Origin of the sequence: Kluyvera sp. Awk 3 (assembly GCF_028069715.1) — a bacterium.
GTDB lineage: Bacteria > Pseudomonadota > Gammaproteobacteria > Enterobacterales > Enterobacteriaceae > Kluyvera > Kluyvera georgiana_A.
Map to the genome: position 1 here is coordinate 12,670 of NZ_JANEWH010000026.1, position 22,619 is coordinate 35,288.

Sequence of the window (22,619 nt, forward strand, 5' to 3'; positions counted from 1 at the left end):
GCGTTGCCCATGAGTAAACCCTTTAAATTACATTCCGCGTTCAGCCCTTCCGGCGACCAGCCGGTAGCCATCTCACGTCTGAAAGAGGGGCTGGAGGACGGTCTCGCGCACCAGACGCTGCTGGGCGTTACCGGGTCGGGGAAAACCTTTACTGTGGCCAACGTCATTGCCGATCTCCAGCGTCCGACGATGGTGCTGGCGCCGAACAAAACGCTGGCCGCGCAGCTCTATGGCGAAATGAAGGCATTCTTCCCGGAAAACGCGGTGGAGTATTTTGTCTCCTACTACGATTACTACCAGCCAGAAGCCTACGTTCCCAGCTCCGACACCTTTATCGAAAAAGACGCCTCGGTGAACGAACACATCGAGCAGATGCGTCTGTCCGCCACCAAAGCGCTGCTTGAGCGCCGCGATGTCGTGGTGGTGGCCTCGGTGTCGGCGATTTACGGCCTGGGCGATCCCGATCTCTATTTGAAAATGATGCTGCACCTGACGGTCGGCATGATTATCGACCAGCGTTCAATTCTGCGTCGCCTGGCTGAGCTGCAGTACACCCGCAACGATCAGGCGTTCCAGCGCGCGACCTTCCGCGTACGCGGCGAGGTGATTGATATCTTCCCGGCAGAGTCTGACGATCTGGCGCTGCGCGTTGAGCTGTTTGATGAAGAGGTCGAGCGCCTCTCGCTGTTCGATCCGCTGACCGGGCACGTCGAGTCAACCATTCAGCGCTTCACCATCTACCCGAAATCGCACTACGTCACGCCGCGTGAGCGCATTGTCCAGGCGATGGAAGATATCAAGGTTGAGCTGGCAGAGCGCCGCAAGGTGCTGCTGGAAAATAACAAGCTGCTCGAAGAGCAGCGTCTGAGCCAGCGTACTCAGTTCGATCTTGAAATGATGAACGAGCTTGGCTACTGCTCGGGCATTGAAAACTACTCACGCTTCCTTTCCGGGCGCGGGCCGGGCGAGCCACCGCCGACGTTGTTCGATTATCTGCCGGCTGACGGCCTGCTGGTGATTGATGAATCGCACGTCACCATTCCGCAAATTGGCGGCATGTACCGCGGCGACCGGGCGCGCAAAGAGACACTGGTCGAGTACGGCTTCCGTCTGCCGTCGGCACTCGACAACCGCCCGTTGAAGTTCGAAGAATTTGAAGCGCTGGCGCCGCAAACCATCTATGTTTCGGCAACGCCGGGTAACTACGAGCTGGAGAAATCCGGCGGTGAAGTTATCGACCAGGTGGTGCGTCCAACCGGCCTGCTTGATCCGTTGATTGAGGTACGCCCGGTGGCGACTCAGGTGGATGATCTGCTGTCAGAAATTCGCAAGCGCTCGGTTATCAACGAACGCGTGCTGGTGACGACCCTGACCAAACGCATGGCGGAAGACCTGACGGAATATCTTGAAGAACACGGTGAGCGCGTGCGCTACCTGCACTCCGATATCGACACCGTTGAACGTATGGAGATCATTCGGGATTTACGTCTGGGCGAGTTTGACGTGCTGGTGGGTATCAACCTGCTGCGTGAGGGCCTGGATATGCCGGAAGTCTCGCTGGTGGCGATTCTCGATGCCGACAAAGAGGGCTTCCTGCGTTCGGAACGTTCGCTGATTCAGACCATTGGCCGTGCCGCGCGTAATATCAACGGTAAGGCCATTCTCTACGGCGACAAGATTACCCCATCAATGGCGAAGGCGATTGGCGAAACGGAACGCCGTCGCGAGAAGCAGGAACGCTACAACGAAGAGCATGGCATCGTGCCTCAGGGGCTGGTGAAAGACGTTGTCGATATTCTGGCGATGGGCGAGGGGCTGGCCAAAACGAAAGCGAAGGGGCGCGGCAAGTCTCGTTCTGCCTCGCCAATCGTTGAGCCAGACGTGAAAGCGCTGACGCCGAAAGCGCTCCAGCAGCAGATTCAAACGCTGGAGGCGCAGATGCTGAAACACGCGCAGAACCTCGAGTTTGAAGAAGCGGCAGAAATTCGCGACCGTTTGCATCAACTGCGTGAACTGTTTATCGCAGCGTCGTGATTTCGTGAGCCTGTGCGTGAATATCGAGTCGGCCTGATAAGCGTAGCGCCATCAGGCCGTTCGGCTCATTTGCCGGATGGCGGCGCAAACGCCTTATCCGGCCTACGGGCGGCGTATCAGGCATTATTTATCTAAATTGCGGTAGCCATCACGAGCCAGCAATCTGCCTTAATGTTCACTTAATCTATTCTGCTGATACTATCCTTAAAATTATTAGGGGTAGCGTCATGTCGAATCTGAATTTCCAGCAGTTATTTACCTTACTCGTCTCCGTTGCCATCGTTGCCGGTTTCCTGAGCCACTGGCTGTTGAGCTACTGACTTCTCTTAGCGCTTTGTCGGCAAAAACTCTACCCACGCCCGCGTCCCGGTTGTGTTTTCGCGGTTTTGCAGGAAGAACGCCGCTTCATGCAGCTGGGCGATGCGCGTCACGATGCTAAGCCCGAGGCCAATGCCGCCATAGCGGCTGTCCATGCGCACAAAAGCCTGACTTAGCTCGCCCACCTTCGATTCATCAATTCCTGGCCCTTCATCTTCCACAATCAACATCGGTTTGCTGTCTGCGGCCAGCGACAGCGTAATGGTGGTTGATTTTGGGCTGTAGCGATGCGCATTCTCCACCAGATTACGAACCATCAGGCGCAGTAGCGTCGCATCACCGGCAACGGTTACCGTGGGTGTCGGCTCGGCAATGACTAACTTCTGCGCTCGCGCCTCCAGCATCGTTTCCAGCTCGTCCTTAAGCGGTTCCAGCACATCACTCAGCAAATTCACCTGCTGATAGCTTCCCGCTGAAAACGACTGGCCGACCCGCGCCAGCAGTAGCAGTTGCGCAACGCTTTCAGTCATCTGATCCAAACGCTGAATCAGCGGCGCAAGGCTCAGTTTCTGCGTTTTCTCCAGCAGCTCCAGATGCAGCTTTAACCCCGCCAGCGGGGTTCGTAGCTCATGGGCCACGTCGGCGGTGAACAGGCGTTCCCGGTCGAGCGTTTGGGTCAGGTTTTCCACCAGTTGGTTGATGGCTTTGGTGACCGCTTCAACCTCAACGGTGGTTTGCTGTAGGTAAATGGGCTGTAAATTCCCCGGGGTACGGCGATCCAGCTCTTGCTGTAGGTCAGCCAGAGGGCGGGTGATACGTTTGACCGCCTGTAGACACAAAAACAGCGCCAGCCCGATGATCACCACGCTTGGCACCAGCAGGCTGGCAATCGCTTCACGAACTTCGTGGCGGATATGTTTCACGTTGTTGTGGTTGTTGAGCAGCATCGCCACTTCCAGCTCGATCTGCTCTTTGCTCTCATGCCACAGCCAGAACACGCTGATAAGCTGGAATACGATCAGAATCAGGCCAATCGCCAGCAGCAACTGGTGGCGCATTGGCCATTGGCGAACGGAGAATAATGCCATGGGTTACTCCGTTGGGCTGGAATTAACCAGCTGGTAGCCAAAGCCGCGCACGGTGCGAATACGGGCCTTACCCACTTTGTCACGCAGGTTGTGGATATGCACCTCCAGCGTGTTGGTTGCCGGTTCATTATCCCAGTTGTAGATATCGTTGTAGAGAATCTCGCGGTGCACCGGGCTGCCGGCCTTGAGCATCAGGCGGGAAAGTAGGGCGTACTCTTTAGGCGTCAGCTCCAGCAGTTCGCCGTCCAGCCATACCTGGCGGCGAGTGACGTTAAGGCGCAGATTTTCGACCGTCACTTCGTTATCGCCCTGATTGAGATTACGGCGCAGCAGCGCGCGAATGCGGGCATTGAGCTCTTCGAGCGCAAAGGGTTTGATCAGATAGTCGTCGGCACCGGTATCCAGGCCGCTGACGCGGTCTTCCAGGGTATCGCGGGCCGTCAGAATCAGCACCGGGGTGCTCATTTTTTCCTGACGCATACGATGCAGGAAATGCAGCCCGTCTTCATCCGGCAGGCCAAGATCCAGCACCACCAGGCTATAGTGGCCATTAGCAAGACTCAGCGCCGCTTGCTGCGCGGTGGCAACACCGTCGCAGGCGTATCCTTCACTCTGCATGGCCAGAATCAGCCCCTGCAGTAACAGCGTGTCATCTTCAACGACTAATATTTTCATCTGTTCGCCTCTATTTGCAGGTCGCTAATATATCATCCGCTGCATGATATTCCTTTGTCTCTACGCCGGTCATACCCAGTACGGTAGAGAACAGATTATCCTGTGAATAGTCATTTTCTTTGGCCTGTTTTTGCAGGCAATCGTAGTTCACGCCATAGCGTTTTTGATAATCGTCAGATAACCATAACAGCATCGGCACATGTTTTTGCGTTTCTGGCGCAATAGAATACGGTAAGCCGTGCAGATAAACGCCATTTTCACCTAACGACTCTCCGTGGTCGGAAAGATAAACCAGGCTGGTGGTAAATTTATCCTGCTTTGATTGCAGCAGTTTAATCGCTTTATCGACAATATAATCGATGTACAGAATGGTGTTGTCGTAGGTATTTTTCAGCTGTTCCTGAGAACAAGACTGAATTTCGCTGGTATCGCAGGTTGGCGTAAAACGACGGAACTGCGGTGGGTAACGGTTGTAATAGGTCGGGCCGTGGCTGCCGATGGTGTGCAGCACAATCACGCCGTCACCCTGCATGCTGTCGATGGTTTTTTCTAAGTCGTGGAACAGCACGTCGTCATAGCATTCGCCGTCAATGCACTGGCCCGGTAACTTCATCGCCGTCATATCCTGATGCGGTACGCGGTCACAGGCGCCTTTACAACCACCGTCGTTGTCGTTCCACAGCACCTGAATTCCCGCGCGCTGAATAATATCGAGCAGGCCTTCCTGATGATGGGCTAAAGACTCATCATAGCGAGCTCGCGGCATATTGGAGAACATACAGGGAACAGAAACCGCCGTTGCTGTACCGCAAGAGGTCGTTTTCGGGAAATAGACCACGTTATCTTTCGCTAACAGTGGGTTGGTGTCGCGATCGTAACCGCCCAGCGAGAAGTTTGCGGCGCGCGAGGTCTCTCCGAGAACAATAATGGTCAGGTTCTTACGCGGTCCGTTTTTCATGATGGCTTTTTGCTGCGCGTCTTCACCAATTTTTACCAGCGGCAAATTATCCATCTTGTGGTGAAAATACCAGGAGTTGAGCGCCACAATACTGTTTGATGGGTTCAACGATTTCACCAGCTCTTTATTATTGCGAAACAGCGAGGCGTAATCTTTATAAAACAGGCCCGCGACCAGTACGATTAACAGTGCTGAAACCAGGACGGTACCGACACGCATTAACGCGCCGCGCCACAGATTTGCCGCCGGTTTAATTTTAATCCACCACGCCAGGGCAATAAACAGCAGAGCGGTTAAACCCAGCACGACAATCATTTGACCAGAGAGCAGCGCGTAGCTCTCGGCGGGTGTGGTATCGAAGATATTGGTGATCATTGAACGGTCAATAATCACACCGTAATTCTTCATAAAATACTGCGCGCTGGCGCTGAGCAGAATAAACAGCGTGACGAGGAGCTTCTCAAGTCGAATAACCGACGCAATCGCCAGACAAATTGCCATCACCGCAAAAGCGACTACCGGCATGGTCAGGAAGACGAGGGTATTGTGCAGGCTGTCTACCGGCAGCAGGCTAAATGCCTGACGATAAAAAACGACGTTCAGCGCCAGAGCAATATAGAGCGCGAACAGAATAATGTAGGTCAGACGGCTGACAACGGGACGTTTACGTAACAGGCGAAGCATAACGGTAACCTATGAAGATTGATGCTCGTTATGCTGCCCGATCTATTTTAAGACAACCTTAAGATTTTAAGGAAGCGCGGCCAAAGGCCTGAAGCGCCTCTTCCAGCGCCGCACGTAACAGGGTGCGATCGTGGCGGTAGGGTATGTCGCTAGCCTCCAGCGGCTGTTGGATAACCACTTTGCCCTCTGTGCCACTGATGTCTGCTTTCGGACCTACAATCACGGCATCAATCACCGGCTTGCCAATATAGTGCTCCAGCAGGTGAAGGCGGTCAGCAAGCGTCAGATTGCCCGCAGGGCTGTGCTCGCGACCCAGGTTTTCGATGTAGACCATCGGCGCAGGCGTGCGGCGCATGGCCTGAGCGATATCCGGTAGCAGCAGGATTGGCAGCAGACTGGTGTAGAAACTACCGGGCCCGATGAGAATTAAATCGGCTTCGGCGATGGCCTGTACTGCTTCGCGGGTAGCGGACACTGACGGGGTCAGCATCAGCTCCTGCGGCGGTAGCGTCAGCTGATCGATATTCACTTCGCCGTAGATTTCATGCCCCTCGCTATCGATTGCCATCAAATCGACCGGCTGTTCCGACATCGGGATTAAATACGCCTCAACTTTCAGTAGGTTTCTGATTAAATTGATCGCCTCTAAAGGGCGTACGCTCAGGTGATCTAACGCCTTTAACATCAGGTTTCCAAGGTTATGCCCGGAAAGTTCACCGTTGCCGCCAAAACGATACTCAAACATCGTCGACGCTACGCTGGGTTCGGTGATTAATTGATTAAGACAGTTACGCATATCGCCCCAGGCAATGCCGCCCTCTGAACGACGAATACGTCCCGTAGACCCGCCATTATCCGTGGTCGTGACGATACCGGTAAGGCGAGAGCCCAGCGATGACAGGGATGACATCACGCGTCCAAGGCCGTGGCCGCCGCCGAGCGCCACCACGCGGTCGAGATCGGCAAAAGTGCGATTGCGCATAGAACTTCCTTATGTCCTGAAAACCCGCTTACATTAGCCTAACTACCACTAAAAGACGATGCTCTGTACCGGTCAAAATGACGTATATCAATGCAAAAACGTGATTTTTACGTATTCTGTAGGGAAAGTGCACGATCGTGTCGCTATGTATAAGTTTATATAGCGAAAGCGAAAATGGCGAAACTGTTATTCTCGCGCTACTATTCGGCATAACCTGGTTCAGCACGCTGTGTACAACAGGCTGAACAAAACACTCTAGCCTCTGCGCCTAAGTTGAAAAATAAGGTGCTTTGGCCGCAACGGGTCACGCCGTTGCCAGGGCGAAGGAAGAAATGATCTCGCCTCCCGTATTTGGAAAGGTGTCTATGGCTTTACAACTCACCGATGCGTTTGCGCGTAGGTTTTTCTATCTGCGCCTGTCGATTACCGACGTCTGCAACTTCCGTTGCACCTATTGCCTGCCGAACGGCTATCAGCCGAATGGGGTCACCAACAAAGGATTTCTGTCACTGGACGAAATTCGCCGGGTGACGCGTGCCTTTTCGGCGCTGGGAACGGAAAAAGTGCGTCTCACCGGCGGCGAGCCGTCGTTACGTCGTGACTTTACCGACGTTATCGCCGCTGTAAAAGAAAACGCCTCTATCCGCCAGATTGCCGTGACCACCAATGGCTACCGCATGGCGCGCGATGTCGCCGCCTGGCGTGATGCCGGGTTGACGGCACTCAACGTGAGCGTAGATAGCCTTGATGCGCGTCAGTTTCACGCCATCACGGGTCAGGACAAATTCCGCCAGGTGATGGAGGGCATCGATGCCGCCTTCACCGCCGGCTTTGAAAAAGTGAAGGTCAACACCGTGCTGATGCGCGACGTGAACCATCACCAGCTCGACACCTTTCTGGCGTGGATCAAACCGCGCCGCATTCAACTTCGCTTTATTGAACTGATGGAAACCGGCGAGGGCAGCGAGCTGTTCCGTAAGCACCATATCTCGGGCATGGTGCTGCGCGACGAACTGCTTAAGCGAGGCTGGATCCATCAGATCCGTCAGCGCAGCGACGGCCCGGCGCAGGTTTTCTGTCACCCCGACTACGAAGGGGAAATCGGCTTAATTATGCCGTATGAGAAAGACTTCTGCGCCAGCTGTAACCGTCTGCGCGTATCGTCCGTTGGGAAATTGCATCTGTGTCTGTTTGGCGACGGCGGCGTTGACCTGCGCGAACTGCTGGCCGATGACGCCCAGCAACAGGCGTTGGAAGAGCGTATTGCTGAAGCCCTGACGCATAAAAAACAGACCCACTTCCTGCACCAGGGCAATACCGGCATTACCCAGAATTTATCCTATATCGGCGGATAATTGGCTATCAAGGAGCTATTAAATGAGTCAGGTGAGCGCTGAATTTATCCCGACACGCATTGCTATTCTTACTATTTCCAACCGTCGCGGCGAGGAGGATGACACCTCCGGGCACTTCCTGCGCGATGCGGCCCACGAGGCCGGGCATCAGATTGTCGATAAGGCGATCGTCAAAGAGAACCGCTACCAGATTCGTGCCCAGGTGTCTGCCTGGATTGCCCGCGACGACGTCCAGGTGGTATTGATCACCGGCGGCACCGGGCTGACCGATGGCGATCAGGCGCCGGAAGCGCTGCTGCCGCTGTTTGACCGCGAAATCGAAGGCTTTGGCGAAGTGTTCCGCATGCTCTCTTTCGAGGAGATTGGCACCGCCACGCTGCAATCGCGCGCCGTTGCCGGGATGGCCAACCGGACGCTGATTTTTGCGATGCCGGGTTCGACCAAAGCCTGCCGCACCGCGTGGGATAACATTATTGCCCCGCAGCTGGATGCTCGTACCCGTCCGTGTAACTTCCACCCTCATCTGAAGAAATAAACGATGTCGCAACTGACCCATATTAACGCAGCGGGTGAAGCCCACATGGTGGATGTCTCCGCCAAGACCGAAACCGTCCGCGAAGCGCGCGCTGAAGCGTTTGTCACCATGCAGCCGGAAACCCTGGCGATGATTATTGAAGGCAGCCACCACAAGGGCGATGTGTTCGCCACCGCGCGTATCGCCGGGATTCAGGCGGCTAAGCGCACCTGGGATCTTATCCCACTTTGTCACCCGCTGATGCTGAGCAAGGTGGAAGTGAACCTGCTGGCGGAGCCGGAACACCACCGCGTGCGCATCGAATCGCTCTGTCGCCTCACCGGGAAAACCGGCGTCGAAATGGAAGCGCTGACCGCCGCATCGGTCGCGGCGTTGACCATCTATGACATGTGTAAGGCGGTGCAAAAAGATATGGTTATTGGCCCGGTTCGCCTGCTGGCGAAAAGCGGCGGTAAATCGGGCGATTTCAAGGCGGATACTCATGATTAATGTGCTGTTTTTTGCTCAGGTTCGTGAGCTGGTGGGCGTGGACTCGCTGGCGCTGGCGCCTGAATTTGCCAATGTGGAAGCCGTGCGTCAGCATCTGGCCGCGCAGGAAGGGCGCTGGTCGTTGGCCCTTGAAGAGGGCAAGCTGCTCGCGGCGGTGAACCAGACGCTGGTCAGCTTCGATCATCCGGTTACCGATGGTGATGAAGTGGCGTTTTTCCCGCCGGTGACGGGAGGGTAACATGAGCGAAACCCGTATTATCGTTCGCCATGAACGCTTTAGCGTTGGCGATGAATATTCCTGGCTGGCTGAACGCGATGAAGATGGCGCGGTGGTGACGTTTACCGGCAAAGTGCGTAACCATAATCTTGGCGATAGCGTGAAGGCGCTGAGCCTCGAGCACTACCCGGGTATGACCGAAAAAGCGCTGGCGGAAATCGTCGACGCCGCCCGTGAACGCTGGCCGCTGGGCCGCGTCACCGTGATTCACCGCATCGGCGAGATGTGGCCGGGCGAAGAGATTGTCTTCGTCGGCGTCACCAGCGCCCATCGCGGCAGCGCCTTTGACGCCGGTGAATTTATCATGGACTATCTAAAGACCCGCGCGCCGTTCTGGAAGCGCGAAGCGACACCGGAAGGCGAGCGTTGGGTGGAAGCGCGCGACAGCGATAAACAGGCAGCCGAGCGTTGGTAGCGTTACACTTACTTCAGGCTTTCATTAATTCAGGAGAACGTCATGGACCGATTCCCTCGCTCTGATTCAATCGTGCAGGCCCGTAGCGGTCTGCAAACCTACATGGCTCAGGTTTACGGCTGGATGACCTGCGGGCTGCTGCTGACCGCGTTTATTGCGTGGTACGCGGCGAACACGCCGGCGGTGATGATGTTTGTTTTCTCCAGCAAAATCACCTTCTTTGGGCTGATCATCGCCCAACTGGCGCTGGTATTCGTGCTTTCCGGCATGGTGCAGCGTTTAAGTGCGGGCATGGCGACCACGCTGTTTATGCTCTACTCGGCGCTCACCGGGCTGACGCTATCGAGCATTTTCATCGTCTACACCTACTCATCCATCGCCAGCACCTTCGTGGTAACCGGCGGGATGTTCGGCATCATGAGCTTGTACGGTTACACCACCAAGCGCGATCTCAGCGGCCTGGGCAGCATGCTGTTTATGGGGCTGATTGGTATCGTGCTGGCTTCGCTGGTTAACTTCTGGCTGAAAAGTGAAGCGTTGATGTGGGCGATTACCTATATCGGCGTGATTATCTTTGTTGGGCTGACCGCCTACGACACCCAAAAGCTGAAAAACATCGGCGAGCAGATTGACGTGCGCGATACCTCAAATCTGCGTAAGTACGCCATTCTCGGCGCGCTGACGCTGTATCTCGACTTCATCAACCTGTTCCTGATGCTGCTGCGGATTTTTGGTAATCGCCGCTAGGTAGGCTGAGTGAGTTTAACGATCCCGGACTGGTTCCGGGATTTTTTTCGGATTTTATTCTGGTCTCAAACGCACGTTAAAAGCAGCTTACCGATGGGGAACTCGATTGAGCACCGCCGTGGCGGTTGTTTTTTAGCTGGCATTGATTGCGCTAAAAACAGACAAATTGCTCTCTTCCTGAGCGAAAAAGTGACACCAACGTCACAAAAAGCACCACATTTACGGAATTTTCCGTACACTCGGGTACTCTGAATAAGCAAATAAAATTCTTCAGGAGAGAAGCCATGAAGTGGCAACAACGAGTTCGTGTCGCAACGGGGCTAAGTTGCTGGCAGATTATGTTGCATTTGCTGGTCGTCGCCGTGCTGGTGATGGGCTGGATGAGCGGCGCGCTGGTGCGCGTTGGCCTGGGTCTCTGCGTCGTGTATGCCGTTACCGTTTTACTGATGCTGGCGCTACAGCGTCACCACGAGCAGCGCTGGCGAGACGTCGCCGACGTGCTCGAAGAGTTGACCACCACCTGGTATTTTGGCGCGGCGATGATTGTCGTCTGGCTGCTGTCGCGCGTGCTGCAAAATAACTACCTGCTGGCGGTGGCCGGTCTGGTTATTCTCGCTGGGCCAGCCGTGTTCTCGCTGCTGGTCAAAGAAAAAACCTCAGGCGATCTTGCGGCGAAACATCGCGTACGCCACTGATCCCGTCGTGGCCGCTATAAACAGTAGCGGCCACAGGCTCCCCCAGACAATCGACAGACTCGCATCCTTCAAATAAATCTGCTTGGTAATATCGGTAAAATGCCGAATCGGGTTAATCCACGTTAAATGCTGGAGCCATACCGGCATGTTCTCGACCGGCGACACATAGCCCGACAAGAGAATCGCTGGCATCATAAAGACGAACACGCCGATAAACGCCTGCTGCTGCGTTGAACACAGCGCGGAAATCAGCAGCCCAAACCCGACCAGCGATAGCCCGTAAATCACCATAGTGAAATAAAACAGCGCCAGCGAACCAGCGAAAGGAATCTGATAGGCCCAGATGCCGATGGCCAGCACGATCGTGGCCTGGAACGTGGCGACGATCAGCGCGGGCACCGCTTTACCGACAAAAATTTGCCAGGTGGCGAGGGGGGAGACCAGCAGCTGATCCAGCGTACCCTGTTCGCGCTCGCGAGCAACCGACAGCGAGGTGACGATCATCACGCCGATGGTGGTGATCATGGCGATCAGCGAGGGTACCACGAACCACTTGTAGTCGAGATTCGGGTTGTACCAGTTGCGCACCACCAGTTCACTGTTGTTCGGTTTTACTTTGCCCTCCATCAGCTCCTGCTGGTAGTTCTTGACGATTTGTTGCAGGTAGTTGGCGGCAATCTGCGCGCTGTTAGAGTTGCGCCCGTCGAGTATCAGCTGCATCGGCGCGGTCTGGAAGGTATCGAGATTACGGGAAAAATCGGCCGGGAAACGCACCAGCAGCAATGCTTTTTGAGTGTCGAGCGTTGGCTGGATCTCCTGCGGGCTTTTCAGCAGCAGCACGTGGGTAAACGCTTTGGCGCGGGCGAAGCGCTGGGTCAATTCAACGGCGTGCTTGCCGTTGTCTTCGTTATAGACGGCGATGGTGGCGTTGGTCACTTCCAGCGTGGCGGCAAAGGGAAACAACAGCACCTGGATCAGCACCGGCATAATCAGAATGACGCGGGTTTGCGGCTCGCGCAGCAGCGACTGTAGCTCTTTGCGGATAAGCGTCCATAAGCGATAAAACATAGTGCTTTCCTCATGTCGGGTGCGCTTCGCTTGCCCGACCTACAAGCCTCGTTGTCCCGGTAAGCGCAGCGCCGTCGGGCAAAATACGAGTGCCAGCGTTAATCCAATCGACGTTTGGTTTTCATCCACGTCAGGCCAATAAACATCACCGCCGAAGCGATTAAAAACAAGGTGTTAATCATCAGCACCACGGGAATATTGCCCGCCAGGAACAGGCTTTGCAGGGTGCTAACAAAATAGCGCGCCGGGATGATATAGGTCACCATGCGAATGGCCGCGGGCATACTGTCTATCTGGAAAATAAACCCGGACAGCATGATCGACGGCAGAAACGCGGCGTTAAGCGCCACCTGGGCGGCGTTAAACTGATTGCGGGTGATGGTGGAAATCAGTAGCCCCATCCCCAGCGTGCTGAGCAAAAACAGGCTGGTGATGAAAAACAGGATCACCAGCGAACCGCGGTACGGCACGCCGAGAATAAACACCGATACCAGCATGCACAGCAGCATCGCCAGCATGCCGAGGAAATAGTAGGGAATCAGCTTGCACAGCAGCAGCTCGACGCGGGTGACTTCGGTGGAAAGCAGCGCTTCCATGGTGCCGCGCTCCCATTCGCGGGCAATAACCAGCGAGGTGAGAATCGCGCCAATGACCGTCATAATAATGGTGATCGCGCCGGGAATAATAAAATGCTGGCTGATGGCCGCCGGGTTAAACCAATAGCGGGTCTGCACGTCGATAAGCGGTTCGAACTCCTGACCATTATCCTCAGCGCGCTGCTGCTGCCAGATTTGCCAGATACCCTCAACGTAGCCTTGCACAAAGTTGGCGGTATTCGGTTCACTGCCGTCGGTAATCACCTGAATCGGCGCGTCGTCGCCAACGCGGGTCATCTTCTTATCGAAATCAACCGGCACGACGATCAGGCCGCGAATACGCCCGGCCTGCATCATTTCAATCAGCTGCTGACGGTTGTCGCTGATGGTGGCGTCGATATAGGGGGAGCCGGTCAGAGTGTGGGTGAAATCCAGCGCTTCCTGGCTTTGCTGCTCCAGCAGTACGCCAACGCGCAGTTTGCTGGAGTCGAGGTTAATGCCGTAGCCGAAGATAAACAGCAGCAACAGCGGGATAACCACCGCAATCAGCCAACTGCTGGGGTCGCGGACAATCTGCCGCGTCTCCTTCACGCACAGCGCGCGCACGCGCCGCCACGACAGCATCTTAGCGCTCATCGGCATGCTCCTTATCCCAGTCGTTGATCAGCGTGATAAAGGCTTGTTCCATGGTCGGGTCCGGCAGCTGGTCATCCGCCGCCTGCGCTTTTAAATCGTCCGGCGTGCCGCTGGCAATCAGCTTGCCGCGATAGACCAGGCCGATACGGTCGCAGTATTCCGCCTCATCCATAAAGTGGGTGGTGACCATCACCGTGACCCCTTTCTCCACCATGCTGTTGATATGCAGCCAGAATTCGCGGCGGGTGAGAGGGTCTACGCCCGAGGTGGGTTCATCAAGGAACAGAATATCCGGCTCGTGCATCAGCGAACAGGCCAGCGCCAGGCGCTGCTTAAACCCCAGCGGCAGCGCGTCGGTGGTGTGGCGCGCGATGGCTTTCAGACCGAAAGCGTTGCTCATGCTGTCGATTTTATCGTTCTGTGCGCGGCCGCGCAGGCCGTACACCCCGGAGAAGAAGCGCAGGTTTTGCTCGACGGTGAGGTTGCCGTACAGCGAAAATTTCTGCGCCATATAGCCGAGATGCTGACGCGCCTTACCCGAACTGACCTTCAGGTCCATGTTCAGCACCAGCGCATTGCCGGAGGTGGGCACCAGCAGCCCGCACATCATCTTGAAGGTGGTCGATTTCCCTGCGCCGTTCGGCCCCAGCAGGCCGAAGATCTCGCCGCGTTTGACGGCGAAGTTAACGTGGTCGGTGGCGGCGAAATCGCCGAATTTTTTAGTGAGCTGTTTGGCTTCAATCACCGTTTCATCCGGCGAGCCGTCAACGGTGTGGAGAATGGCGCCCAGCGGCGATTCCGAGGTGCCCGCGCCGCCCAGTAGGTCAATAAAAGCATCTTCAAATCGCGGCGCGGTTTCTTCCATCTCCAGTTCAGGCATGCCAGGCGCCTGCTTTAGCGTCTCGGCGGTGGCCGATTTTTTAAGGATCACGCGGACCGAACGGCCCTGAATCATGCCGTCGCTGACCATCTCCTGTTTCAGCGCCCGTTGCAGCAGCTTGCGGTTATTTTCCGCCGGGCTGTGCATTAAGAAGCTGCGCCCGGCTATGGTGCGGGTGAGGGCGGTGGGTTCCCCCTGATACAATAGCTCGCCTTCGTTCATCAGCAGCACGTCCTGGCACTGTTCGGCTTCGTCGAGATAGGAGGTGCTCCAGAGGATCAGCATGCCGTCGCCCGCCAGCTCGTGCACCATCTCCCAGAGTTCACGGCGTGAGATAGGATCGACGCCGACGCCGGGTTCATCTAACAGCAAAACTTTTGGCTCACCAACCAGCGTACAGGCCAGCCCCAGCTTCTGCTTCATGCCGCCGGAAAGCTTCCCCGCCAGCCGTCCGGTAAACGGCCCCAGGGCGGTAAATTCCAACAGCCGGGCAAAGGTTTTTTCGCGGACGTCGCCGGTTACGCTGCGCAGATCGGCATAGAGATTAAGGTTTTCCATCACCGTTAAATCTTCATACAGGCCGAATTTCTGCGGCATATAGCCCAACACCGAATGCAGCGCGCTGTCGTCGGCAATCGGATCCAGCCCGAGCACGGTCGCGCTGCCTTCGTCCGGCTTCAGCAGCCCGGCGAGCATGCGCATCAGCGTGGTTTTTCCCGCGCCGTCCGGGCCAACAAGACCGGTCACATAGCCGCCGTTGATGGTGCAGTCCAGCCGGGCGACCGCCGGTTTATCCATGCCGGCGAACCGTTTGACCAGCCCGCGTAGCTGAATCTGGCCGTCACTCATGGCGCGACTCTTCGTTGAACTGAAGCGTGACAGGCATCCCCTGTCGCAGGCTGTCGTCGGCGTCGGTGACGATAATACGCAGACGGTAGACCAGGTCGGTACGGAGATCCGGCGTCTCAACCGTCTTCGGGGTAAATTCCGCGGTCGGGGAGACAAAACCAATTTTGCCGTGATACGGCTTATTCGGGCGGCCGTCGGTATAAAGCAGAATTTCTCGGCCCGGCTGCGCCTGGTTGAGATTTTTCTCGTCCACATAGGCGCGGACCCACACCGGACGGGTGAGGGAAAGAGTCAGTACGGTACTGCCTGCGCTCAGCATGCTGCCGGGTTCAACCGCGCGGGTGAGCAGGGTGCCGTCAGAGGGGGCGGTCAGTACGGTGTCATGCAGATCGAGAGTGGATTGGGCCAGCTGCGCCTGCGCCTGCTCGAGATTGGCTTTCGCCTGGGCAATTTCCTGCGGACGATTCCCCGCACGATACTGGCTGAGTTTATCCTGTGCCGATTTCAGCGTCGCCAGCGCCTGGTCGCGGGACGAGCGGGCGTTTTCCAGATCGTTGGCCGACAGCAGTTTTCGGTTCCACAATCCCTGCTGGCGCTGGAGATAGCTTTGCGCATAGTCGTAGGCTGCTTGCGCTTGTTTCACCGAGGCCGCGGCCTGGGCAATTTCTTCCGCCCGGTAGCCTGCCATCATCAGGTCGTACTGCGCCTGCGCCGTCGCGACGTTGGCTTTAGCCTGCATCAGGGCATTTTCATAAGGCGCCTGGTCCAGTTGACCGAGGGTCTGCCCCTGCTTGATGGCGTCGCCTTCGTCGACCGTCAATGACTGCAAGCGGCCGCCGACGCGGAAGCTCATGTTCACCGTACGAATATCCACGTTGCCATAGAGCGTCAGGCCGTTGTTTTGCCGACTCTGGTACCACCACGTGCCGCCGCCAATCAGCGCGACGATGACCACCACCGCCAGAATCAGAACCACCGGTTTTTTCATGAGTTGAGGCTCCTTTGCGTTAATCCTTGCAAGATCAGATCGATATGGCAGGTCACTACCTGGAAAATTTGCTCGGCTTTGTCGGCATCAAACTGCGTCCAGCCGGTGCGCATCAGGATGGTTTCTCGCCCGAGGCGAAACGCCAGCACTTCGCCCAGCAGGGCGTGGGTGTGGAGGATCATCTGCGTACTGTTAGCATCGCAGCCAGTATAGGCGGCGATCAGCCGGGTCAGGTGCGCGTGCAGCGGGGCAATGACCTGATCGTGGATACGCTGGTAGGCGGCAGTCGGCGACAGCTGCTCGCGAGAGATAAATTTGCTGAGGTTAAGGGTATCGTCCTGGGTCAGCAGTAAGATCATGTTCTGGCAGGCGCGGAGGATCAGGGTGCGCATGGCCTCTCTGTCCGGCTGCGGCTGGGCAAACAGTTGCTCGGCGGCTTCGGCATGGGCGCGAAAGTTTTCGCCGATAAAGTCGGCAATCCACTGGGCGCAGGCCTGGTATAAATCTTCTTTTGAGCCAAAATAGTAGGTGATGGCGGCAATATTCTGCCCGGCCTGAGCGGCAATATCGCGGGTGGTGGCGTGCAGGCCATACTCGCCAAACTGGGCGAGCCCGGCGGCGATGAGCTGACTCTTGGCCTGCTCGCCTTTGCTGGTTATCGGTGTCGTATTCATCATGCCACCAGAATTAATCAAACGATTGATTAAGATTATGCCGGGTTTTTGCGCTTGTCCAGTCTGGTGAATAATCTTGTTTTCTACCGCGAAGGGGATAATTTATGCGGTGAATCACAAAAACTGCTACACTCCGCCCCTTCATGACATTGTGGTTTTTGTCATTACCTGTTTTTTTATCCCCTCGAAAACTACACCGCATGCGGTCGGGGTGGGTGTGGAGTATTTATGTCTTTTGATTCCCTCGGACTGAACCCCGATATTTTGCGTGCCGTTGCTGAGCAAGGCTATCGCGAACCCACCCCCATCCAGCAGCAGGCGATTCCTGCGGTACTGCAGGGCCGTGACCTGATGGCCAGCGCGCAAACCGGCACCGGTAAAACCGCAGGCTTTACTCTGCCGTTGCTGCAACTGCTGGTTTCTCGCGAGCCTCACGTGAAGGGCCGTCGCCCGGTGCGCGCGCTGATCCTCACCCCAACCCGTGAGCTGGCGGCGCAGATTGGCGAAAACGTGCGTGAATACAGTAAATACCTGAACATCCGCTCGCTGGTGGTGTTCGGCGGCGTGAGCATCAACCCGCAGATGATGAAGCTGCGCGGTGGCGTTGACGTGCTGGTGGCGACACCGGGCCGTCTGTTGGATCTGGAACACCAGAACGCCGTCAAGCTCGATCAGGTAGAAATTCTGGTGCTCGATGAAGCGGACCGTATGCTCGATATGGGCTTCATCCACGATATCCGCCGCGTGTTGACTAAGCTGCCGGCGAAGCGTCAGAACCTGCTGTTCTCCGCGACCTTCTCTGATGACATTAAAGGTCTGGCGGAAAAACTGCTGCACAACCCGCTGGAAATTGAAGTGGCGCGCCGTAACACCGCTTCCGAGCAGGTCACCCAGCACGTTCATATGGTCGATAAAAAGCGTAAACGCGAGCTGCTGTCGCAGATGATTGGCGAAGGCAACTGGCAGCAGGTGCTGGTGTTCACCCGTACCAAACACGGCGCCAACCATCTGGCGGAGCAGCTGAATAAAGACGGTATCCGCAGCGCCGCGATCCACGGTAACAAATCGCAGGGTGCGCGTACCCGTGCGCTGGCCGATTTTAAATCCGGCGATATTCGCGTGCTGGTGGCAACTGATATCGCCGCGCGCGGCCTGGATATTGAAGAGCTGCCGCACGTGGTGAACTACGAGCTGCCAAACGTGCCGGAAGATTACGTGCACCGTATTGGCCGTACTGGCCGCGCGGCGGCGACCGGCGAAGCGCTGTCGCTGGTTTGTGTTGATGAACACAAACTGCTGCGTGACATTGAGCGCCTGCTGAAGAAAGAAATTCCGCGCATTGCGCTGCCGGGTTACGAGCCGGATCCGTCCATTAAGGCCGAGCCGATTCAGAACGGTCGCCAGCAGCGTGGCGGCGGTAACGGCGGCGGTCGTGGTCGCGGTCAGAACCAGGGGCAAGGCCAGGGGGCGGGGCGCAGCCAGCAGCAGCCGCGTCGCAACGACGGTGGTGCACCGAAAGCCAAGCCGCGCAGCGCGGAAGGCAAACCGGCTGGCGATAAGCCACGTCCGCCGCGTCGCCCGCGTAAACCCGCAGCAGCACAGTAAATTGCGAGCCCGGCCGAAAGCCGGGCTTTCTTTTTTGCGACGGCGTACAGAAAATGCCACAATAGTGGCTGTTTATACAGTATCTCAGGTTTTCTCATGGCTTTGACCGCCGCGCTGAAAGCGCAAATCGCCGCCTGGTACAAGGCGCTTCAGGAACAGATCCCCGACTTTATCCCCCGCGCGCCGCAGCGGCAGATGATTGCGGACGTCGCCAAAACGCTGGCTGGGGAAGAGGGGCGCCATCTGGCGATTGAAGCGCCGACCGGCGTCGGGAAAACCTTGTCCTATCTGATTCCCGGTATTGCGATTGCTCGCGAAGAACAAAAGACGTTGGTGGTCAGCACCGCTAACGTGGCGCTGCAGGATCAGATCTACAGTAAAGATCTGCCGCTGCTGCGCAAAATCATCCCCGATCTACGTTTTACCGCCGCCTTTGGTCGTGGCCGCTATGTCTGCCCGCGTAACCTTGCGGCGCTGGCCAGCAGCGAACCGAACCAGCAGGATCTGCTCGCGTTCCTTGATGATGAGCTGACGCCGAGCAACCAGGAAGAACAGAAGCGTTGCGCGAAGCTGAAGGGCGACCTCGATGGCTATAAGTGGGACGGTCTGCGCGATCATACCGATATCGCCATTGACGACGACCTGTGGCGGCGGCTCAGTACGGATAAAGCCAGCTGTCTGAACCGTAACTGTCATTACTACCGCGAATGCCCGTTTTTTGTCGCGCGCCGCGAGATTCAGGAAGCCGAAGTGGTGGTGGCTAACCATGCGCTGGTGATGGCGGCGATGGAGAGCGAAGCGGTACTGCCGGAACCGAAAAATCTGCTGCTGGTGCTTGATGAAGGCCATCACCTGCCGGACGTGGCGCGCGATGCGCTGGAGATGAGCGCCGAAATTACTGCGCCGTGGTATCGGCTCCAGCTCGATCTGTTCAGCAAGCTGGTGGCGACATGCATGGAGCAGTTCCGCCCGAAAACCACGCCGCCGCTGGCGTTGCCGGAACGGCTGACTGCGCACTGCGAAGAGCTGTACGAGCTGATTGCTTCACTGAATAACATTCTTAATCTGTATCTCCCTGCAACTCAGGAAGCCGAACACCGCTTCCCGATGGGCGAGTTGCCCGATGAAGTGATGGAGATATGCCAGCGTCTGGCCAAACTCACCGAAATGCTGCGCGGGCTGGCGGAGCTGTTCTTAAACGATCTCAGCGAGAAAACCGGTAGCCACGATATTGTCCGTCTGCACCGGGTTATCTTGCAGATGAATCGCGCGCTGGGCATGTTTGAGTCCCAGAGCAAACTGTGGCGGCTGGCGTCGCTTTCGCAGGCGTCGGGCGCGCCGGTCACCAAGTGGGCGACCCGCGACGTACGCGATGGGCAGATGCACGTCTGGTTCCACTGCGTCGGCATTCGCGTGAGCGACCAGCTTGAGCGTCTGCTGTGGCGCAGCGTGCCGCATATTGTGGTGACGTCGGCCACATTGCGCTCACTGAACAGCTTCTCGCGGTTACAGGAAATGAGCGGGTTGAAAGAGAAAGCGGGCGACCGCTTTGTGGCGCTGGACTCGCCGTTTAACCACGTCGAACAGGGAAAAATCGTGATCCCGCAGATGCGCTACGAGCCGCTGATGGAAAACGAAGAGCAGCATATTGCCGAAATGGCGGCCTATTTCCGCGAGCAGGTTGAGAGTAAGAAGCATCATGGCATGCTGGTGCTGTTCGCCAGCGGGCGAGCGATGCAGCGCTTCCTTGAGCACGTGACCGACCTGCGGCTAATGCTGCTGGTGCAGGGCGATCAGCCGCGCTATCGGCTGGTGGAGCTACATCGCAAGCGCGTGGAGAGCGGCGAGCGCAGCGTGTTGGTTGGGCTACAATCTTTTGCCGAGGGGCTGGATTTAAAAGGCGAGTTGCTAAGCCAGGTGCACATCCACAAAATCGCGTTTCCGCCCATCGACAGCCCGGTGGTTATCACCGAGGGTGAATGGCTTAAGAGTCTCAATCGCTATCCCTTTGAGGTGCAAAGCCTGCCAAGCGCGTCATTTAACCTGATTCAGCAGGTAGGGCGATTAATTCGTAGCCACGGCTGTTGGGGCGAAGTGATCATCTACGATAAGCGGTTGTTGACCAAAAACTACGGTAAGCGTTTACTGGATGCGTTACCGGTTTTCCCGATTGAACGTCCGGAAGTGCCGGAAGTAAAACAGAAAGCGAAACCCTCACGCCGTAAAAAAAGGTAGCCCGGTGTAGGCAGGATGGCGTTGCGCACAACGACGAGCAAAGGAGCAGAAAATGGATTATCGCAAAATCATCAAAGAAATCGGTCGTGGTAAAAATCATGCGCGCGACCTGGATCAGGATACCGCGCGCGGCCTGTACACCCGAATGCTTGATGGTGACGTTGCGGATCTGGAAATGGGCGCCATTCTGCTGTCGATGCGCATTAAGGGGGAAGGTGAGGCGGAGATGCTCGGCTTCTATGAAGCGATGCAGCAGAAAACGATGCGTTTGACCCCACCAGTGGGTAAACCGATGCCGATTGTGATCCCGAGTTATAACGGCGCGCGCAAGCAGGCCAACCTGACGCCGCTGCTGGCGATGTTGCTGCATAAGCTGGGCTTTCCTGTGGTGGTTCATGGGGTCAGTGAAGATCCTACCCGCGTGATCACCGAAACTATTTTTGAGCTAATGGGCGTTGAACCTACCCGTCACGCCGGCCAGGCGCAGGCGAAGCTTGACGGCCATCAGCCCGTTTATATTCCTGTCGGCGCACTCTGCCCGCCGCTGGAGCGTCAGTTGAACCTGCGCTGGCAGCTTGGCGTGCGCAACAGCGCGCATACGCTGGCCAAGCTGGCAACGCCGTTTGCTGAGGATGCGGCGCTGCGCTTGTCCAGCGTTTCGCATCCGGAATACGTGGGGAAAGTGGCGAAGTTCTTCAGTGATATTGGCGGGCGTAGTCTACTGATGCATGGCACGGAAGGCGAAGTGTACGCGAATCCACTGCGCTGTCCTCAGATTACCCTGATAGACGCCGCGGGCGCGCGGGTGGTGAACGAGCGTCAGAGCGAGCAGGCGGATGCGCCGGTGGCGCTGCCAACGGCAAAAGATCCGCAAACGACCGCGCAGTGGATTGAACGCTGCGTGGCGGGTGTCGAGCCAGTACCGCAATCGCTGAAGATTCAGATGGCCTGCTGCCTGCTGGCGACCGGTGAAGTGAGCTCTCTCGAAGCCGGTTTGGCCTGCGTCGCGCAGGCGTATTAACCCGCATCCAGCCAATACTCTCGTAGCCCGGGAAAGCGTAAGCGACCCCGGGTTTTTCTTTGCTGAATCCCGGACAAAAAAAAGCCCGGCGTGGCAGCCGGGCAAAAAAGGGTATCAACAAGTTCAATGAGGGTTGGAGCACCCGCGAGAGGTCAGCTCACGGGGTATAACAGAGGGTGGCGATTATTTGTAGATAACCGCAGTACCGCTAACTTTGTTGTTGGTGTTAGCAGAGGTGATGGCATAACCGGTAGCGCCCGCTGCGGCAGCTTTCTGCGCCAGCTGAGCTTCCATACCATCCAGAGTGGTCGCGCCGTCAACGGACACGGTACCCATTTCATTCATTTTCTGAGCCTGTGCCTGAGTTACTGGTTGGGCAGCGAAAGCACCAAAAGACAGGGCAGACAGGGCGATAGCAGCAACAGCATATTTAACGTTTTTCATAATATTAATCTCTCGCAGGTTGTTCCGTTCGGGGGACGATGTCTTCGTCGATGTGATAAGTATCACGTTTTTATTTGGTGGAATAAATCGAAGAGAATTGATGACCATAATCAAAAAAATTGAATGATTATTAATTTATTGATTATTAATAAAATATTCACGGTATGAATACGTTTGGCGTGAATCAACCGAAAGACAGAGCAACGAAGGCACGATTTGCTACTTTTTTTGCCAAAAAGCGTACTCGTAAAGATAATCGATTGCTCTGTATGCTGCGGTATGGATTTGTAATAAAACCTGTGTATTTAGCGGTTGATTAAGATTATATCCTGATTATTGTTTTCGCTGTAAGTTTTTATATTGTCTTTTTG

General features: G+C 56.2%; 21 protein-coding genes and 1 riboswitch. Of the genes, 11 read left to right on the top strand and 10 right to left on the bottom strand.

Translation table 11 applies throughout. From position 1 onward, the window contains the following. Positions 1 to 9: 9 nt before the first annotated feature. A complete protein-coding gene (gene uvrB / locus NNN71_RS07885) occupies positions 10 to 2,034 on the top strand; it encodes an excinuclease ABC subunit UvrB (protein WP_163447102.1) in 2,025 nt (674 codons plus the stop codon). A 326-nt stretch (positions 2,035 to 2,360) separates the two neighbouring features. On the opposite strand, the gene pmrB is transcribed toward uvrB, so the two are convergent. The 4 genes from pmrB to yvcK are packed head-to-tail and all read right to left on the bottom strand — an operon-like array spanning position 2,361 to position 6,739. After that, positions 2,361 to 3,440: a two-component system sensor histidine kinase PmrB gene (gene pmrB / locus NNN71_RS07890; protein ID WP_271458245.1), complete on the bottom strand. Its 1,080-nt coding sequence runs from the start codon at positions 3,438 to 3,440 to the stop codon at positions 2,361 to 2,363. Between the two features lie 3 nt (positions 3,441 to 3,443). Continuing rightward, complete coding sequence (pmrA, locus tag NNN71_RS07895) at positions 3,444 to 4,115, bottom strand: two-component system response regulator PmrA (protein WP_163447099.1); 672 nt, start codon at positions 4,113 to 4,115, stop codon at positions 3,444 to 3,446. A 10-nt stretch (positions 4,116 to 4,125) separates the two neighbouring features. Further along, a complete protein-coding gene (eptA, locus tag NNN71_RS07900) occupies positions 4,126 to 5,757 on the bottom strand; it encodes a phosphoethanolamine transferase EptA (protein ID WP_163447097.1) in 1,632 nt (543 codons plus the stop codon). A gap of 58 nt (positions 5,758 to 5,815) precedes the next feature. Next, positions 5,816 to 6,739: a uridine diphosphate-N-acetylglucosamine-binding protein YvcK gene (gene yvcK / locus NNN71_RS07905; RefSeq protein WP_249022132.1), complete on the bottom strand. Its 924-nt coding sequence runs from the start codon at positions 6,737 to 6,739 to the stop codon at positions 5,816 to 5,818. Positions 6,740 to 6,980: 241 nt separating this feature from the next. Further along, a riboswitch (molybdenum cofactor riboswitch) is annotated at positions 6,981 to 7,117 on the top strand. On the opposite strand from yvcK, the gene moaA reads away from it, so the two are divergent. From moaA to NNN71_RS07940, 7 genes are all read left to right on the top strand, one after another. Continuing rightward, complete coding sequence (gene moaA / locus NNN71_RS07910; protein ID WP_167576361.1) at positions 7,105 to 8,094, top strand: GTP 3',8-cyclase MoaA; 990 nt, start codon at positions 7,105 to 7,107, stop codon at positions 8,092 to 8,094. Its footprint overlaps the riboswitch before it by 13 nt. A 22-nt stretch (positions 8,095 to 8,116) precedes the next feature. Then, positions 8,117 to 8,629 carry a molybdenum cofactor biosynthesis protein B gene (moaB, locus tag NNN71_RS07915; RefSeq protein WP_163447091.1) on the top strand — a complete coding sequence of 171 codons (513 nt, stop codon included), beginning with the start codon at positions 8,117 to 8,119 and terminating at the stop codon, positions 8,627 to 8,629. A 3-nt stretch (positions 8,630 to 8,632) separates the two neighbouring features. Then, on the top strand, positions 8,633 to 9,118 hold the full coding sequence (moaC, locus tag NNN71_RS07920; protein WP_167576360.1) for a cyclic pyranopterin monophosphate synthase MoaC: 486 nt from the start codon (positions 8,633 to 8,635) through the stop codon (positions 9,116 to 9,118). Next, the gene (moaD, locus tag NNN71_RS07925; protein ID WP_064548439.1) at positions 9,111 to 9,356 is read left to right on the top strand and encodes a molybdopterin synthase sulfur carrier subunit; all 246 of its coding nucleotides are present in this window, start codon (positions 9,111 to 9,113) and stop codon (positions 9,354 to 9,356) included. Before moaC ends, moaD begins: the two co-directional genes overlap by 8 nt. Before the next feature lies 1 nt (position 9,357). Continuing rightward, a complete protein-coding gene (moaE, locus tag NNN71_RS07930; RefSeq protein ID WP_271458246.1) occupies positions 9,358 to 9,810 on the top strand; it encodes a molybdopterin synthase catalytic subunit MoaE in 453 nt (150 codons plus the stop codon). Positions 9,811 to 9,852: 42 nt separating this feature from the next. Further along, positions 9,853 to 10,557: a Bax inhibitor-1/YccA family protein gene (locus tag NNN71_RS07935; RefSeq protein WP_167576359.1), complete on the top strand. Its 705-nt coding sequence runs from the start codon at positions 9,853 to 9,855 to the stop codon at positions 10,555 to 10,557. Between the two features lie 284 nt (positions 10,558 to 10,841). Continuing rightward, positions 10,842 to 11,252: a YbhQ family protein gene (locus NNN71_RS07940; RefSeq protein ID WP_163447083.1), complete on the top strand. Its 411-nt coding sequence runs from the start codon at positions 10,842 to 10,844 to the stop codon at positions 11,250 to 11,252. On the opposite strand, the gene NNN71_RS07945 is transcribed toward NNN71_RS07940, so the two are convergent. From NNN71_RS07945 to cecR, 5 genes are all read right to left on the bottom strand, one after another. Next, a complete protein-coding gene (locus NNN71_RS07945; RefSeq protein WP_271458247.1) occupies positions 11,214 to 12,320 on the bottom strand; it encodes an ABC transporter permease in 1,107 nt (368 codons plus the stop codon). The genes NNN71_RS07940 and NNN71_RS07945 overlap by 39 nt on opposite strands. Before the next feature lie 98 nt (positions 12,321 to 12,418). Beyond that, entirely contained in the window at positions 12,419 to 13,552 is a 1,134-nt protein-coding gene (locus tag NNN71_RS07950) for an ABC transporter permease (RefSeq protein WP_271458248.1), read from the bottom strand. After that, a complete protein-coding gene (locus NNN71_RS07955) occupies positions 13,542 to 15,281 on the bottom strand; it encodes an ATP-binding cassette domain-containing protein (RefSeq protein WP_271458249.1) in 1,740 nt (579 codons plus the stop codon). The genes NNN71_RS07950 and NNN71_RS07955 overlap by 11 nt, the downstream gene beginning before the upstream one ends. Next, positions 15,274 to 16,269, bottom strand: coding sequence for a secretion protein HlyD (hlyD, locus tag NNN71_RS07960; protein ID WP_163447077.1), 996 nt, complete (start codon positions 16,267 to 16,269; stop codon positions 15,274 to 15,276). Before hlyD ends, NNN71_RS07955 begins: the two co-directional genes overlap by 8 nt. Continuing rightward, complete coding sequence (cecR, locus tag NNN71_RS07965) at positions 16,266 to 16,943, bottom strand: transcriptional regulator CecR (protein ID WP_163447125.1); 678 nt, start codon at positions 16,941 to 16,943, stop codon at positions 16,266 to 16,268. The genes hlyD and cecR overlap by 4 nt, the downstream gene beginning before the upstream one ends. 228 nt (positions 16,944 to 17,171) lie before the next feature. On the opposite strand from cecR, the gene rhlE reads away from it, so the two are divergent. The 3 genes from rhlE (at position 17,172) to ybiB (ending at position 21,804) form a co-directional block, all read left to right on the top strand. After that, on the top strand, positions 17,172 to 18,548 hold the full coding sequence (gene rhlE, locus NNN71_RS07970) for an ATP-dependent RNA helicase RhlE (RefSeq protein WP_163447075.1): 1,377 nt from the start codon (positions 17,172 to 17,174) through the stop codon (positions 18,546 to 18,548). Between the two features lie 96 nt (positions 18,549 to 18,644). Continuing rightward, positions 18,645 to 20,783 (top strand): ATP-dependent DNA helicase DinG, encoded by a 2,139-nt coding sequence (gene dinG / locus NNN71_RS07975; RefSeq protein ID WP_163447073.1) that lies wholly within the window; start codon positions 18,645 to 18,647, stop codon positions 20,781 to 20,783. Between the two features lie 52 nt (positions 20,784 to 20,835). Next, positions 20,836 to 21,804: a DNA-binding protein YbiB gene (ybiB, locus tag NNN71_RS07980; protein ID WP_271458250.1), complete on the top strand. Its 969-nt coding sequence runs from the start codon at positions 20,836 to 20,838 to the stop codon at positions 21,802 to 21,804. 183 nt (positions 21,805 to 21,987) lie between these two features. On the opposite strand, the gene ybiJ is transcribed toward ybiB, so the two are convergent. Beyond that, the gene (gene ybiJ / locus NNN71_RS07985; RefSeq protein ID WP_064548464.1) at positions 21,988 to 22,248 is read right to left on the bottom strand and encodes a DUF1471 family protein YbiJ; all 261 of its coding nucleotides are present in this window, start codon (positions 22,246 to 22,248) and stop codon (positions 21,988 to 21,990) included. Between the last annotated feature and the right edge of the window lie 371 nt (positions 22,249 to 22,619).